Below are 18,366 nucleotides of genomic sequence, written 5' to 3'. Positions count from 1 at the left end.
ATAAGATATGTGTGCTTAGTCAGTAAAAGAGTATAAAAAAAGATGAATCCAAACTGTTTTTTTAGAAAAATTAGAAAAAATGTAAACTAATAATACTGGAATATGTACTTTTGTTTTGACTTTTTAAATATAAAATGTGTTCTTATATTTTTAAAGATTAAAACCTAAAAAACCAGTTTTTAGAACCCTACTATATTACATTAACAATACCTTTATTTCTAATAATCTGTTTTCCATATTTTTAATTAAAAATTACTATCGTTTACGATTTTTATCAATAGACCTTTTGCATAATTGATAGTTACTACATTCAAAACTCAAAGTTTGTAACTATTTAACCATTTATAAAAAAATTGTTATAAACAAAATAATAGTTTAATATTTTTGTATAAACATTCAAAAAACGGAACTACAATGAAAATATATTAGATATAAAAGCATTTACTACCCAATTTTCACGAAAAATTTCAGAATCTAATAATACTTGCTAAATAGTTACAATTTTTTTTATTTTGTTAAAAAGTTTAGTGCATTTAATTGCAAAATTTGAAAATGAATGAGGAAAAATTGTCTCGTTGTAATGTGAATATAGGATACTTTATATAACATTTAAAATGTTTAAAATACGAATTCTTATTATATTTTGCGCATGATTATTACTTAGCAAATTTAAAAAGAAAAGGTAAACGTTATTCAAAAGCACAAAATATCGTAGAGAAATCTTTAAAATTATTAATTTTGTACTGAAAGAATGGACTATCTCCATTTGCTTAACAATATCTTGTTTACATTCATTACTTACCACCACAAACATGCAAGATTCAATATTATTTTTAGATATAGAAACGGTATCAGAATACGAAAGCTTTGATACATTACCCGAGAAATGGAAAGATCTATGGATTCATAAATGTAAATTATTAGATAGAGACCAAAAGCTTTCTCCCGAATCATTATACCAAGAAAGAGCAGGAATATATTCAGAATTTGCAAAAATAATCGTTATAGGTCTTGGTTTTTTTACTTATACAGAACAGAAAACGAGGCAGCTACGAGTAAAAGCACTCTATGATGATGGAGAAAAAGATGTATTAGCAAAATTTTCTCAATTATTACAGAACAGATTTGAAGAAAATACCTATTTATGTGCCCATAATGGGAAAGAATTTGATTTTCCATTCCTCTGCCGAAGGATGCTATTACATTCTATTCCTTTACCAACTTGCTTGCAAATGCAAGGGAAAAAACCATGGGAAATAAAACATATAGATACTTTGGATATGTGGAAATTTGGAGATAAAAAAAACTTCACTTCCTTAGATACTCTCACTACTTTATTTGGTATAAAAACATCTAAAACAGATATGGACGGAAGTCAAGTACATAGTGTCTATTATAAAGAAAAAAATATAGTAGGTATAGCAGAATACTGTATGAAAGATATAGTTGCTTTAGCACAGGTATATCTCCGTCTCCATAATACAGAAATATTAGAGGAAACAGATATAATTTTTGTGTAAGTATTTGCGTATACATACAAAACAACCTTTTTATTGTTACATGTTTCATAAACAGATTTTCTGCCCCTATTCTTAAAAACAAGATATTTTCCTTATTAAATTTTAATAACAATTTTGCGTTATACTGAAAGAATAAAAAAAGCACCATATTGTAAATATCTCTCGTTTAATACCATAAAAAATGAAAAAAATCTATATCACAGTACTGTACCTCATAATAATTTCACATATTTCATGCGATAATTCAGAGAAAAAAATAATTTTTTCTGGAAAAATAAATATCAACACCAAAATAGACACGATAAGAGTAGATATATTTGATGGGAAAGAATTTCAACCATTTGATACTATTCTTACAGCGGGAGATAAATCATTCGAAACCCAATATCCTTATACAGAACAAGTGCTGATACGACTACATATACAAAATCAAAATCCAATAGATATAATACTAAACAAGAATAACATTTTTATTGATATACGGGAGCAAGAAAATGAAATGGTATATAAAATAAATGGCTCACCCGATACAGAATATCTTATAAAAGGGGATTCATTATATAAACAACACAAAAAACATCTGCAAGCATTATACGGAGAGATTTCGGATAGTACCAATACTCTAAAAACAGAAGAGGGTATTTTTTTAATACAAGCCGCTTACAACCAACAAATTAAAAAACTTATATGGAAAACTCACAATTCCATATCAGGTATATTACTCACCAACCTTCTACAAAATAACGAGCACGAGATTTTGTTTTTAGACAGTATAAGTGAAAAGTTTTCCCAAGAAGTATCCAATAAATCCTACAAGAGTTACTTTTATGAAAAAATAGAGAAAATAAAATCTTTACCAATAGGATCTATATCCCCTCAAATACATCTTCCATCTCCTCATGGAGAACCTATTTCTCTTATTTCTTTACGAGGAAAATATGTCTTAGTAGATTTTTGGGCAAGTTGGTGTAAACCATGTCGTGAAGAAAACCCTACCCTTCAAAAAATATATAAAAAATATAACATAAAAGGTTTAGAAATATTCTCTATATCTTTAGATAAACACAAAGAATCTTGGATAAAAGCTATAGAAGAAGATAAAATGGAATGGAAAAACGGATTAGATATACAAGCACCTATTCAACAAGCAATCAAAATATATAATATAACTTATATTCCTTATTGGATTTTATTAGATAAGAAAGGAATAATTATCGAAAAAAAAACAGAGGGAAAAGAAATAGAGATGGAAATAGAAAAAATTTTTAATAAATTCTAAATAAAAGATATTATTTTAGTAAAATAAAAGTATTTTATTTAGATTTATAAAAAAATTGCAAAAAAAAAATAATTTAATGTATTTTAACCTTATTATTAAAAAGACAATATTTAAAATAGATATAGATTATTTCTTTTCCAATATAAAAACAGATATTCTAATTACACTAAACACATAAACAAAAGTTAGACAATGAAAAAAATATATAAAGAAGCGACAAAAAACACTCCTAAATTAGTATTTGATGCTGAACAAGGAATTTTAAGTATATCTGGAACCTCTAGTCCAGAAAATCCTATGGTTTTTTATTCTGAATTTTTTAAAGCATTGGATGATTTGGTAATACACGGTAAAACTCAGATGAAAGTAACTTTTGATTTTGTTTATTTTAATACCAGCTCATCTCGATGTATATACGAAGTGCTGAAAAAATTAAAAAACTATCAAAAAAATAATGATAGTAAAATAGTAGATATTACATGGTACTACGAAGCTGATGATGATGATATGAAAGAAATAGGAGAAGATATTCAAGACCTATTAGATATTCCTTTCAATATAAAGGAAAAACCGTAACTTTCTGTGAAAGATTTCCATAGCATCATACACCTGTATAGTATTTTTTTGTTTTTACTATAGATATAGATCTGCTATTCGTGTTACTACTCTTCTCTCAAAAAATAAAAAGTATCTACATTAATTTTTGGCAGTATTTGGCAATCTCTACTGGAAAAGCATCGAATATAATACAGTAACACAAAAAATATACACTTTCATAAATACCTTTATTTATAATGAAGTGTATGTTACTTTTTTGGTATAAATCGACTTTTTATTTACCAAATGTAGGTAATTTATAATATTCCTTTCTTTCAAGATAATCCCATTCATTTTTATACCCTCGTTTTATACAAGTAACTTCTCTTTGTAATTTGAAATATAGAAAGATATGTTGTTCAAAATGTTTGTATGATATTCAATATACATATTCTATTTTTTTTATCATAAGAAAAATATATCTTTTTGATAATCAATTATTTGTAATTTTTAACGAAATCAAACATAGATTATATTTTTTTTGTTAATAAAATGGTAATAAAACTGTATACAAAAATTATAAAATATGATTCAAAAAAAAGATATTGGTAAATATGCTACAAAATAAGAAAAAGATGCCTGTCCAAAAAATTCTTTTATTTGTATTAGGATTTATCATCTTATTTATAATTATAAGAGAAGTAAACAGGAGGCAATATGTCCGGTCGGTGCAGGAAATTTCTGTTCAAATAGATTACTCAGATGAACTCTATTTTATAAACGAACAAGATATTTTTCGTATTATACGAGAAGGATATAGTTTTGAAAAAAAGAAGTATATCAAAGATATAGATTTAAAAGAAATAGAGAGCATAGTAGAGAGAAATTTTTTTATAGAGAAAGCAGAGGTGTATTATGATTTTATTGGGAATCTACAAATATCAATTACTCAAAAAAAACTTATAGGAAGAATTCTCAATAATGGTATAACCGGAAATTATATAACGAAACAAGGATCTATAATACCTCTTTCAGATAAATTTACTGCAAGGACAGTATTAATACAATTTGATAAAAACATTTCTTTTAAAAAAAATATTATAGAAACAAATATAGGAAAGGAGCTATTTCAGTTTTTAGATTTTATAGATAAAAACATATTTTGGAAAAACCAGGTTTCAGAAATAATATTTTATAGCACAGGAGATATTGTTTTTTTTACACAGGTATCCCGACAAATAGTTGAATTTGGAAGAGCAAAAAGTATAGAAGATATAGAAGATAAATTCAAAAGAATAAAAGTTTTTTACACGAAAATACTTCCGAGTAAAGGATGGAATACATATAAAAAAGTAAATGTGAAATTTAAAAATCAAATTATCTGTGAATAAGCAGTAAAAATAAAAAATAGTATGGTAGATAATAAAGAGGGCAAGAAATTACATTTGGGAGAGAAAGATGGGAGCATATATACCGTTGCTTTAGATATAGGAACTACTAAAATATGCGGGGCAGTAGGAAAATTAAAGCGACAGGACAATACCTTAGAAGTAATATCCTTTGCGGAAGAAAAATGTGACGGGGTAAAATTTGGGCAAATAGATAATGTGGAAAATACAAGTAATGCTATCTATGAGGTATTATTAAAACTTGCTCAAGAGAGTTTTGTTACTATTGGAGAAGTGTATGTAGGTGTATCGGGAAGGCACGTCACCTCATGGAGAAAACAACATACTATGGTATTCCAAGAGAAAGAAAAGGAATCCGAGCACATAATAACTAAAAATGATATAGAACTTCTCAAAGAGTCTTTAAAAAATAAAATAATTCCGGACATAAGAAATAATATCATTATTGGATTATACCAGCACCATTTTAAAATTGATCATAACCCACCTGTATCTAATCCAATAGGTAGGTCTGGCACACGATTAGAAGGGCATTTCATGGTCATCACTACATCTGAAAGTACTGTCAATAAAATAAAAATGTGCATAGATAGAGCGGCAAGTAAAATAGATAGCTCATTGCATTATATTGCAAAAGAGAAGATTCATGTGAAGTATATGTTTCAAGGAATTGCATCGGGAAGGTCTGTTTTAAACGAAGATGAGATAGATGAAGGTACATGCGTTATAGATATAGGAGGGGGTACAACGGATTATGTAATTTTTGAAAAAAAAACAGTACAATCTGTAGGAGTTTTTGCAGTAGGTGGGGAGCGACTCACAGAAGATATCAAAGAAGGATGTCGTATAAAGTTTTCTGACGCAGAAAAAATCAAAATAGAGGCGGGGTTTGCTTACCCCACAGAATCATTAGAACAAGAACAGATGGTAGCTGTAGCCAATTCTTCTCGAGAAGAAAAACCCCGAGAAATCCCTAAAAAATATCTCACCGAAATTATACATGCCCGATTGTCTGAAATAATAGAATGGATACACACACAAATGATTAGTGCGGGATACCATAAAAAAATAACCCAACACGGTATTGTCCTCACAGGTGGTGGAAGTAACCAAGATGGAATAAAATCTCTTGTAGAATTGAAAACAGGGATACCTGTTAGAATAGGGTGGCCAACCGAGCATATAAACTCTTTAAAAATACGTTCTATAGCCGATGCAAAATACGCTACACTTGTAGGACTACTCATAGAAGGAATGAATGATGCAAAAAATGATATTATCCATCATCGAAACACCATCACAGTAAAAGAAACAGAACCCTCTGCCACAACAACTTCTCATAAAAAAGGGGGTATCCTGGATGCACTATCTGAAAATGCGAAGCAGTTTACTAAAAATGCAATAGAAAAAACCAAAGAATTTTTATTAGATGATATAAAATAAATTATTACATAATTATAAAATAATACAAAAATGTATTTAGAAATACCTAAAACAAAAAATACCCCTTATATAAAAGTAATAGGGGTAGGAGGAGCAGGAACGAATGCTGTGAATTATATGTTTGAAAAAGGAATTAAAGATGTAGAGTTTTTGGTAACCAATATGGATGACCAAAGCTTACAGATGAGCCCCGTTCCAAATAAATTAACACTCGGAAAAGATGGATTAGGAGCGGGAACAAATCCAGAAATGGCAAAACAAGCAACGGAAGAAAAAAAAGAAGAAATCAAAAAAATATTTGGAGAAAATACCAAAATGATCTTTATAGCCGCAGGAATGGGTGGAGGAACAGGAACAGGTGCATCTCCGGTAATAGCAAAAATAGCCAAAGAAATGCAAATACTCACCGTAGCTATTGTGAGTAGTCCTCAAAAATCAGAAGGGGAAAAAATAGGAAAAAATGCAGTAGACGGTATAACTGCTCTTCAAGAAGTGTGTGACGCTATTATAATTGTGGAAAATGAAAAAATACTAAAAGAATACCCAGGAATCGGTGGTATACGCTCTGCTTATAATAAAGCAAATGATATTCTCGCAAATGCAGCCAAGGGAATAGCCGAAATAATCACTATTCCCGGATATAAAAATGTAGATTTTAGAGATGTCTATAACACTTTGGAAAAATCAGGAACTACTCTTATAGGGTCAGGAAAAGAAAATGGAAAAGACAGATGTCTGAAAGCCATAGAACAAATTATTTCATGTCCTCTCTTGAAAAACATATCCATGGAGGGTGCTAAAAAAGTGCTTATAAATGTAGGACATGGCACAAAACCTGAATGGGAAGTAACTCCCGAAGAGAATGAAAAAATACAAAAATTTATACAAGATAAATGCGGACAAACACCCGATATGAAAATAGGATTTTATGAAGATGCTTCTATAACAGATGACTCACTCAGCATCTTTATAATTGTGACTGCTTTTGCCAAACAGACACCTATAGAATCACCATACCGACACTTTACGCTTACAGAACAACCAAAAAATAAAAACGAAGCCGAAAAAAGAGTTTTTGTGGGAAGTAATCAAAAAAATATCATACCTTTAGATGAAGAAATAGAAAATACACTCTTTTCTGCTGATAGTACCAATAAAAATAAACTATACCAAAATAAACCAAAGGTAAATTTTATTGCCAAAGAAGAAAAATCTCTCAAACCCGAAACATATAAAGAAGAGCAAGAACGAAAAAGAAAAGAAAGAGAAAAACAATATGAAAATAAGCCAGCAGAGCCTTTAGATCAACCTACAATAGAATCTTTTCAAAATAGACCTTCTTACGAAAGGGAAAAAATATCTCTTGAACCAACCCATAATACCTTTCAAAATAAAAATTCACCCTATTCAGTAGGAGATACTTTTACAAAAAATGAAAATAGCACTTCTAATATCTTTCTTCACCCAGGTGTAGATTAAAAAATAAAGCAACAATGTTACGAATAGAAAACTTACACGCTTCCATAGATGGAAAAAATATTTTGAATGGTATCCATTTAGAAGTACAAAAGGGGGAAGTACACGCCATAATGGGACCTAACGGGTCCGGAAAAAGTACTCTTGCTTCTGTATTATCAGGAAGGCCAAATTATGAGGTGACAGAAGGAACAATTGATTTTTTCAATAAAAACATATTAGAAATGAGTCCCGAAGAGAGAGCAAAAGAAGGCATATTTCTTGCTTTTCAATATCCCGTAGAGATACCAGGGGTCACCACTACCAATTTTTTAAGAACAGCCCTCAATCAAGTCCGAGCATATAGAAATTTACAACCATTAGATGCATCAGAATTTTTGAAACTCATCAAAGAAAAGATGAAATTAGTCCAAATAGATCAATCGCTTTTGAGTCGTTCTTTAAACGAGGGTTTTTCAGGTGGCGAAAAGAAAAGAAATGAGATATTTCAAATGGCTGTGTTAGAACCAAAACTTGCAATTCTCGATGAAACAGACAGCGGTTTAGATATCGATGCGCTCAAAATAGTAGCAAACGGCGTAAACTCTCTCAAATCAAAAGAAAATGCTACTATTATCATCACTCACTACCAACGATTATTAGACTATATTGTACCCGATTACGTTCACGTACTTTACAAAGGAAAAATTATAAAATCGGGAGGTAAAGACCTTGCATTGGAATTAGAAAAAAAAGGTTATGATTGGGTTATTCAAGATATGTAACACCTTACTTTCTATACAATATAATGTCAGAGATATCCGATCTAAGATAGGAGTATTCCCCTTCCGTATTGGAGCATCAGACAAAAATCTACTTTTAAAGAGAATTTATACTGAGTTATATAGAGTGTCATGCGATTGGTATACAAATAATATTATAAAAAATGGTAGAACGCATTTTTTATAATATTATCGGTTATTTATTTTTGTGGGTAGATATTTTATTTTTCCTAAATTAGTCGAACTTTGCATTTGCTTTGTGTCACTTTGGGGTATAGTATTTTTTATTTTTATTGTTACAAAAAAGACGCGAATAAATTATAAAATACATTTTTATATTTTACTACAAATATTCAAACATACTTTGACTCTTTTTAGTCCATTTCCGAAAAAGAGAGGTGCATTCCCGATTCATTGAGAATAATATCCAATTGATGTAAAAAAAGAAGCCCACATTTTTAAGTGTGGGTTTCCTTGATATTAAGTGTTCATTACCGTCACATTTCTTTTATTTTTATATTTCTAAAAGATACTTTATCTCCGTGGTCTTGGAGGGCTATCTTTCCTTTTGTGTTTTTTCCAAAATGGAGCATCTTTGCAAATTTAGAATTATTTATAAGGTTTTTCCATTCGGGAGAATCTATGTTGTATTCTGAAACTTTGTATCCGTTTAGCCAGTGTTGGATATTCCCATTCTGGGAGATGATTCGGACTTTATTCCATTGTTCAGCGGGATTTACTGTGATAAATTTACATGATATCAAATCATATATGTCTCCCGCACGGTGTTTTTCATAGTTTGCATCATCGTGTAAGGCATTGTCTAATATCTGCATTTCTATTCCTGTTTCCCATGGATAGTTATATGATTCATTTTCTTGGGAATGTATCATTATGCCGCTGTTTCCTCCTTTTGATATTTTCCATTCTAAATAGAGTTCATAATTTTTATACTCCGCATCAGTTACAATATCACCTCCTTGGGAAGATTGCCATGAAGTATCAGTAGTAGATTTTCCTAAAAAGGTAAGTTCTCCATTTATTACTTTCCATCGGGTTCCTATAGTTTGTTTTCCAAAAGTATGCCATCCTTTGGTGGTTTTTCCATCAAAAAGGAGTTCCCATCCATTTTTTTTTTCAGTTTCTGTAAGGGCGTTGAGTTCTATGGAAAGGGGTCTCACAAATCCTTTTTCGGCAGATATATTATTGAGAGTATACCAGGCTTCTGTTGACCAAAGTTCTGTTTCGTTCTCGGCAATAAAAGGGTCTGTTATGCGAAAATATACTACGTGCTGTGGTTTTAGATTTTGGAGTTCTAAGAATATTTTTTTTCTGTCTTCGGATAGGTGAAGTTTTTTAACTCGGAGAGTTTCTAAATCCATTTTTGGTCCGCCGTATTCTTTTGTTGGTTTATACCACCATTGATGGACTACAAAAGTTTCGTTGGTTATGTATTGTCCTTCTTTGATGGGGAGCGTAAATTCTATTTCAAAACCGTTTGCTTTGGAACGTATAGCAAGCATTTCAAATGCTGTTTTTCCGTTATATTCCATACGTTGGAGTCCGTACCATTTTTTTTCATTGTGGCTCCAATTTCCTGAGGATCCTATTCCGCCGATGTAGAGAGAGCTATCATTCAGCCATTTTATTCTGTTGACACCTGCTTCTAATCCTTGTGTAAATCTAAATACGGCACCTTGGTATTCTCCGTTTATTTTTTCCGCAAAGACCCTTTTTATTCCGCCATGAGTCACTTCTCCGTGGATCATTTGTCCTTTATAGACGCCAATATTGATAGGAGCAATTTCTGATGGAGAATTCCCTATTTCGTCTTGTGGAAGCCATACTACGGGTGGTTTTTCTTTTAGTTTTTGTGTTTCTTCGGGGGAAACGGAATGGGAGCCAAAAAAAGCATTTTGTGAAAGGTGTAGTATTTTAGAACTGGGGAGCCAATCTCCTTGGTTATCGGATACAAATATTTCATTATCTACTCCAAATCCTATTCCATTGGGCGTACGGAGTCCGCGGGCGATGAATTCTACTTCTCCCGTTTGTTTATGAATTTTTATTGTCTTTCCTCTATCGGGAATTTGAGGGTTTGCACTTGCTCCTCCTGGAAGTATAGCGGTGGCAAGGTTTGCATAAAAGTATCCATCTTTATAGAGTAACCCGAATGCAAATTCGTGAAAATTAGAAGAAACTTTCCAATTATTGCTGATATTTCTATATTCATCAATGATATCATCACCATCTCTATCTATGAGTTGGGTAAGTTCTTGTTTTTGAAGGACGTATATGGTGTCATTTACTATTTTTAAACCTAATGGCTCTGCAAGACCGTAAGCTATTTTTTTTACTTTTATGAGTTCGGGATTATGACTTTTATGATTTTCTATGAGATACACTGATCCCGTTTCGTCCCAAGTAGAAATAACCATTTTTTTATTGGAAAGAAAGTCCATACCACCTACTTTTGGCATAAAATTATCAGGTCTGGCTTGATAAACAGAAAAAGACGGATGCACTGCATTTAAGGGTATTTTATCTCCGGGTATGGACTTAGCAAAGTATTTTGCTTCTCTGTATGGTTTTGTTTCTTTAAAATCTTCCGCATTGTGAGTTATAAGAGAATCGGGAATGATTTCAAAAGCTTCTTTTTGATTGTTAAACCATTGGAAGGAGAGAGCAGCACCACCTCCTGCTTGAAAAAAAGTGATTTTTACAGTATGGATACCCTCATTGAGGTATATTTCTCCATCTTTTGGTTCTGCTCCGTGGTAGCCCCAGTTATCAATAATTTTTCTTCCGTCTATATAAAGACGAGAACCATCATCACTTGCTATTCTAAAGAGGTAGCTGGATGTTTTGGGAATATGTATATTGGCGTTTATTTCTATATATACGTTTTGTAAAAAATAAAAATCCGATGGCTCTAGCAAATGAATAAAAGGTGTGGTAGCGACTCTTATGGGCTTTGTTTTTTCTAAAATGGAAAAACGTGGAGTATCCCCTTCAAAGGTGTAGAGATTCAGTGCAAATCCTTTTTGAGAAGACCTTATTTCGGGTTTTGTATCTTTCCAGTTGATAGGGAGGGATTTTTCACCTAAATGCCAAAGTGCCGCATCGCCTTTTTGTTCGTTATCGTCTAAGGTGAGAATATACTTGACCATTTCTTGAGCGTCTTCATTTTTTAATGATGGGTGTGGTGTCATTGGTACGTCTCCCCAAACATTTTTTCCGCCTTGGATAATTTTATCAGATAATCTTTGTATATTTTCTGTGTTTTCGGAGTATTTTCGGGCAATGGACAGATAAGAGGGTCCTATTGTTTTTACTTTTTCATTATGACATGTTTTGCAGTCATTTTTAGCAATGAGGTTCTTTCCTGTATGCTCTGTGAGAGATTCTGTTTCTGATTCTATTTCTTCTTTGAGTATGGGATAGAAAATTTGTATTTCGGTGGGGTTTGCATCAACAGATAAAGTGCCTTCTATGGTGGTCAGTGTTCGTTCTCCTTTTTTTACAGAGTATTGTGTTTTAGGAGTAAAATTACCAATGATGGTATAATCATCGGGTGATGCTAAAGAAGTAATACGTGTATGAAGAACAGCATTGATGCCTGATGGAATATGTTGTATTTTAAAGATTCTTTTGAACCCTATCTTTCCTTTTTTTTGAATAAAAATTACATTTTCAGAGAGGGTGAGTTTTTCTGTTGCAGAAGTAAGCTCTATAATGAAACTTACATTTCCATTTTCAAAAGAATATCCTTTATACTTCGCAACTGTGTTTTGAGGTGATGCATCTTTTTCTATGGTCCATGAGGATGTAAGAGCTGTATCTAAATAATATACATATCCAAAACTTGAGGGTTGTGGTCCGTGTATAGTATTGTAAACAGCACCTTCTAATTTTACACCTCCTTTCCATACTTTGTAGATTTGTCCATTATCGGCATTATATGCTACCCATAAATCGGGATGGAGTGCGACCGTTATCATTCTCGGAATTCCATCTAATACAGATCTAAAAACGGATACATCTCCTCTCTCTTTTTTCTCTCGATTACAAGCTCCTGTAACACTTACTATTAGTAATACTAAAAAGTATATTTTTTTCATAGTTTATTTTTATTGTTGAATGAATGTTTTTTTTATTTTAAATTATTAGATTTTGTGCTTGTTGTTTAGATTTTACAAAGTATTTCCTAAATCTTTTTCTTCTTTTCCTAAGTATTCATCGATACAGTAATGACAAAAATAAATAAAGGGGATTAATAGAACTGCTACAAATCCTTTGTAGATATAGTTTATGATACCTATAGATAATACCTGTGATATTGACCAGCGCTGTGCTTCGGGTGCAAAAAGATAAAAAGCAATAAATATTACGATAAAACTATCTATAAATTGGCTTACTAAAGTGGATCCTGTGCTTCTAAGCCATACTCTTTTATGTTGGGTTCTTTGTTTTATTTTGTGAAAAACGATAGTATCTACTACCTGCCCTACTAAGAAAGCAACTATAGAGCCTAGCATAATTCCTATTCCTTGTCTAAAAATAACCAGAAAAGCAGAATTTATATTAAAATCATCTGTGCCGATAGAGGTTTTGTTAATATCTATCCAAAAAGGCGAAGGGGCTAATACCGTAGAAATATAAATAATCAAAAAAGAATATCCTATCAGTGAAGCAGTAATATAGCTTATTTGTTTTAACTTTTCTTTTCCGAAATATTCATTAATAATGTCTGTAACGATAAATACAAAGGGCCAAATGATGGCTCCTGCTGTAAGGTTAAAATCTAAAACAAAGCCATTGAATAAGTGTATTTGAGCTGGTGCTACTCCTAATGAGTTTTCTAAAGAAAAAATTTTTACTCCTATTATTTCTGCTACCAAAGCATTTGTTACAAAAACAGCAGCAAGCATTATAAAAAGGTTATTTTTACGAGAATGGTATGATTGATTCATTGTTTGTATTCTTAATAGGTTCAACTTAAAAAACAGATATGTTGTGATCAATGTATTTGCACAAGATAAAGTATATTTTTGTTTTTTTTAAAATCTTTTGCGTATTGTAATTTTTATGGTTTTTTTTGTTAAAAATGAGTGCTTTCATGAAGTTTTTTGTGAATTTAGTTGTTGTATTTTTGATTGTTAAAAAATTTTTTATACGTAGAAATGTAATATTATGTTCTCATTGTGCTTTTATAAAAACTCCGGAAAGATTGGGAATAGATTTTTTATTTTTATAAACATTTTTTCCGTTTATCCAAACCATAAGGATTCCTGAAGAAAGTAAATGGCTGTTATGAATAGTAGCGTTATCTTTTACTTGATTGGGGTCAAATAATACTAAATCGGCGTAATAACCAACGGTAATAACACCTCGTTTTTGGATTCCTAAATATTCTGCTGTTAATCCTGTCATTTTATGAATTGCTACGGGGAGTGTTATTTTTTTTTGTTCTCGCACATACGTATTTAAAATTCTTGTAAAAGACCCGTACCCTCTAGGGTGTCCGCCTCCATTTCCATCAGAGCAAATTACACTGTGTTTCCATAGTATAAAATCTGTTACATCGTCATCACTCATTGATTTTCCTGCTATTGCCTCTATGGATCCGTTGTAATTTGGATTTTTTGTCTTAAATTCTGAGGCAATATCTATAAGATACATCAAGGTATGAGCAGGAGATTCTTTTCTCATAAGGGAGATTTCATATATTGTTTTTCCTTTATAAAGAGGAAAAGGAGCATAGTTAACTAATACGGAGCTTCGTGCATCAAAGAGTTGATCAACTGCAAATTCTGCACTTTTTAAAGAAGTATAATTATGATCCGGAAATAGGACTCTCATCGTAGAATTCCAAAAATTATAGGGGTAGACGTCTGCTGTGATATGTATCCCCTCTTTTCTTGCATTATTCAATTTTTCAAGGACACGGGATGCGGTATGCCAATTGTCTTTTTTAGCAATTTTTATATGAGAAATCTGAACGGGAATATTTGCTATTCTTCCGATGTTTATGATTTCATCAAGAGCTTTATCCATTGATATATCTTCACTACGAATGTGGCTTATGTATCTTCTTTTCTTTCCTGATAAAATCTTTGCCAATTGTAGCACCTCATCGGGAGAAGAATAAAAAGCTGCTTCGTATTCTAAGCCAGTTGATAGTCCTAAAGAACCTTTTTCCAATTCTTTTTCTAAAATAATCCTCATCTTATCTATTTCTAAGGGGCTTGCTGTCCTCAAAAGATTTTTTTCACCCATTACGAGTTCTCTCAAAAAAGAGTGACCTGTATAAGAACAGACGTTTACACCAATAGGATTTTTTTGTATAGATTTCTCTAATGAATCTATATAGTAACTATCTCCATCTTGCCCTATCACAATGGTAGTAATGCCCTGATTAGCAGTAGCTATGGATGAGGGGTCGTCTTTTAAAAGACCAAAATGATGGCTATGAGCATCTATAAAACCAGGAGCAAGGGTCAATCCTTCTGCATCTACAATTTCTTCATGTTCTTTCTCTGCTAAATTCCCTATTTCTGTGATTCTATCTTCCACTATTCTTACAGAGCCACGAAAAGAATTAGAACCAGTTCCATCTACGATTTCCGCGTTTTTTATAAGGAGAGAAGAAATAGTGCTCCTATTAGGTTCTTTCTGTATAGCATAAGTTTCGTTCCATAAAAGCGAGATAATCTGTATGAGGAAGAAAATAATATTTATTTTTTTCATATAAGTGTACTATATTTTATTTTTGGTATTACGTAAAAGAAAAAATGGTGAGATTCTTATATAGATATTTTATAATAATTGATTAAGTTCATAACTTCATTATGTTAGTATACAAATAGTATTATAAAAAAATAAAATTATTTCAGTTTTTTGTAATTCAAATTATTTTTTGTGCTTTACTATCTAAAAAAAAACTTAAAAATAAAAAAACTATCAACATTTGTATTTTGTGAAAATATTCTTTTTTGGTATTGTTAATGTAATATAGATTTTATGAAAGTTAGTGTTTTTTTATGTTTTAAAAAGATTTGATTTTTAATTCTTTAAACGGTTGAAAATCTATTAAGAGTTCACTAAAATTATAGTACATTAACAATACCGAAATAAGAAAAAAAACTATACATCTTTGAAATTATGTAGTATAGGGAAAAACAATTTTATATTTTACTAAAAAACAATTTAAAAAACGATGAAATTTCTTTTTATACTCTCCAAGTGGATTGTGGGGGCATTATTTATTTTTTCAGGTCTTATCAAATTAAATGATCCTATTGGTACTTCTATAAAATTAGAGGAGTATTTTGAAGTATTCAGTATGGATATTTGGTCTTTTTTTCATGTTTTCTCTGTTATATCGCTTCCTCTTGCTTTGTTTCTGTGTGTTTTAGAGGTGGTCTTGGGTATTTCTCTTCTTATGAATTACAGGTTTCGTTTGACCGTTTGGCTGTTGCTTTGGACTATAGTATTTTTTACATTTCTGACTTTTTATTCTGCATATTTTAATAAAGTGACGGATTGCGGGTGTTTTGGAGATGCTCTAAAACTTACTCCGTGGCAATCTTTCTCCAAAGATATTTTTTTATTGTGTCTGATAGTGATTCTATTTTCAAAAAGGAATAGTTATTTTTCCTCCACTCCCAATCTTACAAAAAATATAATAATAGTCGCTTCTGTTATCCTTGTCACCTTTATAGGGTATTATGCGATTGAGCATCTTCCGTATATTGATTTTAGGGCATATAAAATAGGCAGTAATATTCCTAAAAGTATGAAACCATCAGGGGTTTTGCGGTATACTTATATAATGGAAAAAGATGGAAAAAAGTATTCTTTTGAGTCATATCCTTTAGATACGAGTTATCGTTTCAAGAATATGAAAGTAATAAATCCTGAGGTGGCCCCCAAGATAACAGATTATGATATTTGGAATGAGGAACAAAATTTTACAGAAGAATCTTTTAGAGGGAAGAAACTATTGATTATTATACGAGATCCTAAACAGGCAAGTGTTAAAAATATTTCTCGCATAAATACACTCATACAAGAGTTAGAGAAGGATACAGATATACAAATATGGGCAATTACATCAGTAGATAAAAACACTTTTGAAGAATTTAGACACAAGGTGCAATTGGCTATTCCTTATTTTTTTGCTGATGGTACAGTTCTAAAAACAATGATGCGAGCAAATCCTGGTATTATTCTTTTGCAAGAAGGCACCGTAACAGGAATGTGGCATCATAATGATACTCCTAAAAAACAAGAAGTCATACCCCTTCTCAGATGAAACTTGCAGGTACAAAGAAATTTTTTTTAATTGGACTACCGGGTTCAGGAAAAACTACTGTTGGAAAGATATTATCTATGGAGATTCAAATTCCTTTTTTGGATTTGGATGGAGAAGTAGAAAAAAAAGAAAAAAAAACTGTTTCTGAAATATTTAGAACAGATGGAGAACCTTTTTTTAGAGAAATAGAATCTCATGTACTCCAAGAAATTATACACAAAAAAACAGAATATGTACTATCCTGTGGAGGAGGAACGCCTTTTTTTTTTGAAAATATGAAACATATGAAAGAAAATGGGATTACTATTTATTTAGAAACCCCATGGGAGGATATTTCCGTCCGCTTGTGGAGGAAAAAAGAAAAACGTCCTCTTATTGAATCCATTTCATCCCAAGATTTTCAGAACAGTATCGAGAAAAGATTTTCATACAGAATCCCTATCTATAAAACAGCGGACATTATAATAAACACTGCTTGTAAAGAAAAAAAAACGGTGGTAGGTGAAATAGTTTCTGCTCTACATACATTTATTTGACCGAGTAGTTGTCTTTTTTAAGGAATGTTTTTATAGTATCCACAAAGTTACCTTGTATAATTATTTCTTTTTCTTTTACGCTTCCTCCTGTGCCGCAATGTATCTTTATTTTTTTTGCTAAAATTTCTAAATCCTCTGTTCTTCCTTTCAATCCAGTAATGATAGTGACTTGTTTTCCTCTCCTTCCTTTTGTTTCATAGTATACATATAATTTTTGTTTTTCGGCAGAAACTGTTTTTTCTTCTGCTTGATTATCTTGTGAATATAAAAATTGAGGATTGGTAGAGTATACAATGTGATTCTCTGACTTGTTTTTTTTTTGCATTCTATTTTAATGTTATAAAAGATTTGTATGTTGTATGACGGTGCATTTGTCGGGAGAGGAATGGAGTAATTGTTGTTGGTTTCTTTTTAAAAGAGGATGTATAAAAAAAGGGTCAATTTCTACCAAAGGAATAAGAGTAAAGTTTCTCAAATGGATGAGGGGGTGTGGGATTGTCAATGTTTCCGTTTTGAGAATGGTATTTTCAGCATAGAGGATGTCTATATCTATGGTTCTTTCAGCCCATCTATTCTCTTCATTTCGGGTTCTTCCAAGTAGTTTTTCTATTTCTTGGAGTTGCTCTAATAAAAGAAAAGGTGTGGTATCTGTTTGGATTATAATAACTTGGTTTAAAAAATCGGGTTGTTGTTTTTCCCCCCAAGGCTCTGTTTTATAAAAAGATGATTGGGATAGAATGCGGTGTTTTTTTTCTGAAAGCATTCTTTTCGCTTGTTCTATGGTAGAGAGCATCTCTTCTTTATTAGAGCCTAATAAAATATGATAATTCATTGTTTTATTTCTGATGGATAGAATAATTGTAAATACTCTGGTGATCAAGTGCAAGTTACACCTTTTTTAAATATGTTTCAATATAATAAAAAAAAAAGAGCGTCTCATCAACGCTCTCTTTAGTATTTATAATAATAGCTACTCTTTTATTATCTTTTCTGTTTTTAATACCTCTCCTTTTTCTCCATAGAGTATAATGATATATTCTCCTTTGGATAAAGTTTTGAAATCTACTCTCAACCCTAATTCATAATTC

The 18,366-nt window shown here is 31.2% G+C and carries 14 protein-coding genes; 9 read left to right on the top strand and 5 right to left on the bottom strand.

What is annotated here, in order from left to right; all coding sequences use genetic code 11:
- Positions 1-812 precede the first annotated feature (812 nt).
- The 7 genes from QM536_06135 (at position 813) to sufC (ending at position 8,428) form a co-directional block, all read left to right on the top strand.
- On the top strand, positions 813-1,520 hold the full coding sequence (locus QM536_06135; GenBank protein ID MDI9356584.1) for a 3'-5' exonuclease: 708 nt from the start codon (positions 813-815) through the stop codon (positions 1,518-1,520).
- A gap of 181 nt (positions 1,521-1,701) precedes the next feature.
- Positions 1,702-2,799, top strand: coding sequence for a TlpA disulfide reductase family protein (locus QM536_06130; GenBank protein ID MDI9356583.1), 1,098 nt, complete (start codon positions 1,702-1,704; stop codon positions 2,797-2,799).
- Between the two features lie 192 nt (positions 2,800-2,991).
- The gene (locus QM536_06125) at positions 2,992-3,375 is read left to right on the top strand and encodes a DUF1987 domain-containing protein (GenBank protein MDI9356582.1); all 384 of its coding nucleotides are present in this window, start codon (positions 2,992-2,994) and stop codon (positions 3,373-3,375) included.
- Positions 3,376-3,950: 575 nt separating this feature from the next.
- The gene (locus tag QM536_06120; GenBank protein ID MDI9356581.1) at positions 3,951-4,727 is read left to right on the top strand and encodes a hypothetical protein; all 777 of its coding nucleotides are present in this window, start codon (positions 3,951-3,953) and stop codon (positions 4,725-4,727) included.
- A 21-nt stretch (positions 4,728-4,748) separates the two neighbouring features.
- On the top strand, positions 4,749-6,188 hold the full coding sequence (ftsA, locus tag QM536_06115; protein MDI9356580.1) for a cell division protein FtsA: 1,440 nt from the start codon (positions 4,749-4,751) through the stop codon (positions 6,186-6,188).
- A 30-nt stretch (positions 6,189-6,218) separates the two neighbouring features.
- Positions 6,219-7,667, top strand: coding sequence for a cell division protein FtsZ (gene ftsZ, locus QM536_06110; GenBank protein ID MDI9356579.1), 1,449 nt, complete (start codon positions 6,219-6,221; stop codon positions 7,665-7,667).
- A 14-nt stretch (positions 7,668-7,681) separates the two neighbouring features.
- On the top strand, positions 7,682-8,428 hold the full coding sequence (gene sufC, locus QM536_06105; GenBank protein ID MDI9356578.1) for a Fe-S cluster assembly ATPase SufC: 747 nt from the start codon (positions 7,682-7,684) through the stop codon (positions 8,426-8,428).
- 494 nt (positions 8,429-8,922) lie between these two features.
- On the opposite strand, the gene QM536_06100 is transcribed toward sufC, so the two are convergent.
- The 3 genes from QM536_06100 to QM536_06090 form a co-directional block, all read right to left on the bottom strand.
- Positions 8,923-12,546: a DUF1080 domain-containing protein gene (locus tag QM536_06100; GenBank protein ID MDI9356577.1), complete on the bottom strand. Its 3,624-nt coding sequence runs from the start codon at positions 12,544-12,546 to the stop codon at positions 8,923-8,925.
- 72 nt (positions 12,547-12,618) lie between these two features.
- A complete protein-coding gene (locus QM536_06095; GenBank protein ID MDI9356576.1) occupies positions 12,619-13,398 on the bottom strand; it encodes a queuosine precursor transporter in 780 nt (259 codons plus the stop codon).
- A gap of 226 nt (positions 13,399-13,624) precedes the next feature.
- Positions 13,625-15,175, bottom strand: a complete 1,551-nt coding sequence (locus QM536_06090) for an amidohydrolase family protein (GenBank protein ID MDI9356575.1) — start codon at positions 15,173-15,175, stop codon at positions 13,625-13,627.
- Positions 15,176-15,644: 469 nt separating this feature from the next.
- On the opposite strand from QM536_06090, the gene QM536_06085 reads away from it, so the two are divergent.
- Positions 15,645-16,742: a hypothetical protein gene (locus QM536_06085; GenBank protein MDI9356574.1), complete on the top strand. Its 1,098-nt coding sequence runs from the start codon at positions 15,645-15,647 to the stop codon at positions 16,740-16,742.
- Complete coding sequence (locus tag QM536_06080) at positions 16,739-17,278, top strand: shikimate kinase (protein MDI9356573.1); 540 nt, start codon at positions 16,739-16,741, stop codon at positions 17,276-17,278. The genes QM536_06085 and QM536_06080 overlap by 4 nt, the downstream gene beginning before the upstream one ends.
- On the opposite strand, the gene QM536_06075 is transcribed toward QM536_06080, so the two are convergent.
- Together QM536_06075 and folK are read right to left on the bottom strand one after the other, a co-directional pair.
- The gene (locus QM536_06075; protein ID MDI9356572.1) at positions 17,271-17,603 is read right to left on the bottom strand and encodes a translation initiation factor; all 333 of its coding nucleotides are present in this window, start codon (positions 17,601-17,603) and stop codon (positions 17,271-17,273) included. The two genes, QM536_06080 and QM536_06075, sit on opposite strands and share 8 nt — an antisense overlap.
- Positions 17,604-17,615: 12 nt before the next feature.
- Positions 17,616-18,110 carry a 2-amino-4-hydroxy-6-hydroxymethyldihydropteridine diphosphokinase gene (gene folK / locus QM536_06070; GenBank protein ID MDI9356571.1) on the bottom strand — a complete coding sequence of 165 codons (495 nt, stop codon included), beginning with the start codon at positions 18,108-18,110 and terminating at the stop codon, positions 17,616-17,618.
- Positions 18,111-18,366 lie beyond the last annotated feature (256 nt).

The sequence above is a fragment of the Chitinophagaceae bacterium genome, assembly GCA_030053935.1.
In the GTDB taxonomy this organism is placed as follows: Bacteria; Bacteroidota; Bacteroidia; order Cytophagales; family JASGCU01; genus JASGCU01.
Note: the sequence above shows the minus strand (reverse complement) of the source record. Positions and strands in the feature narration are given on the sequence as shown.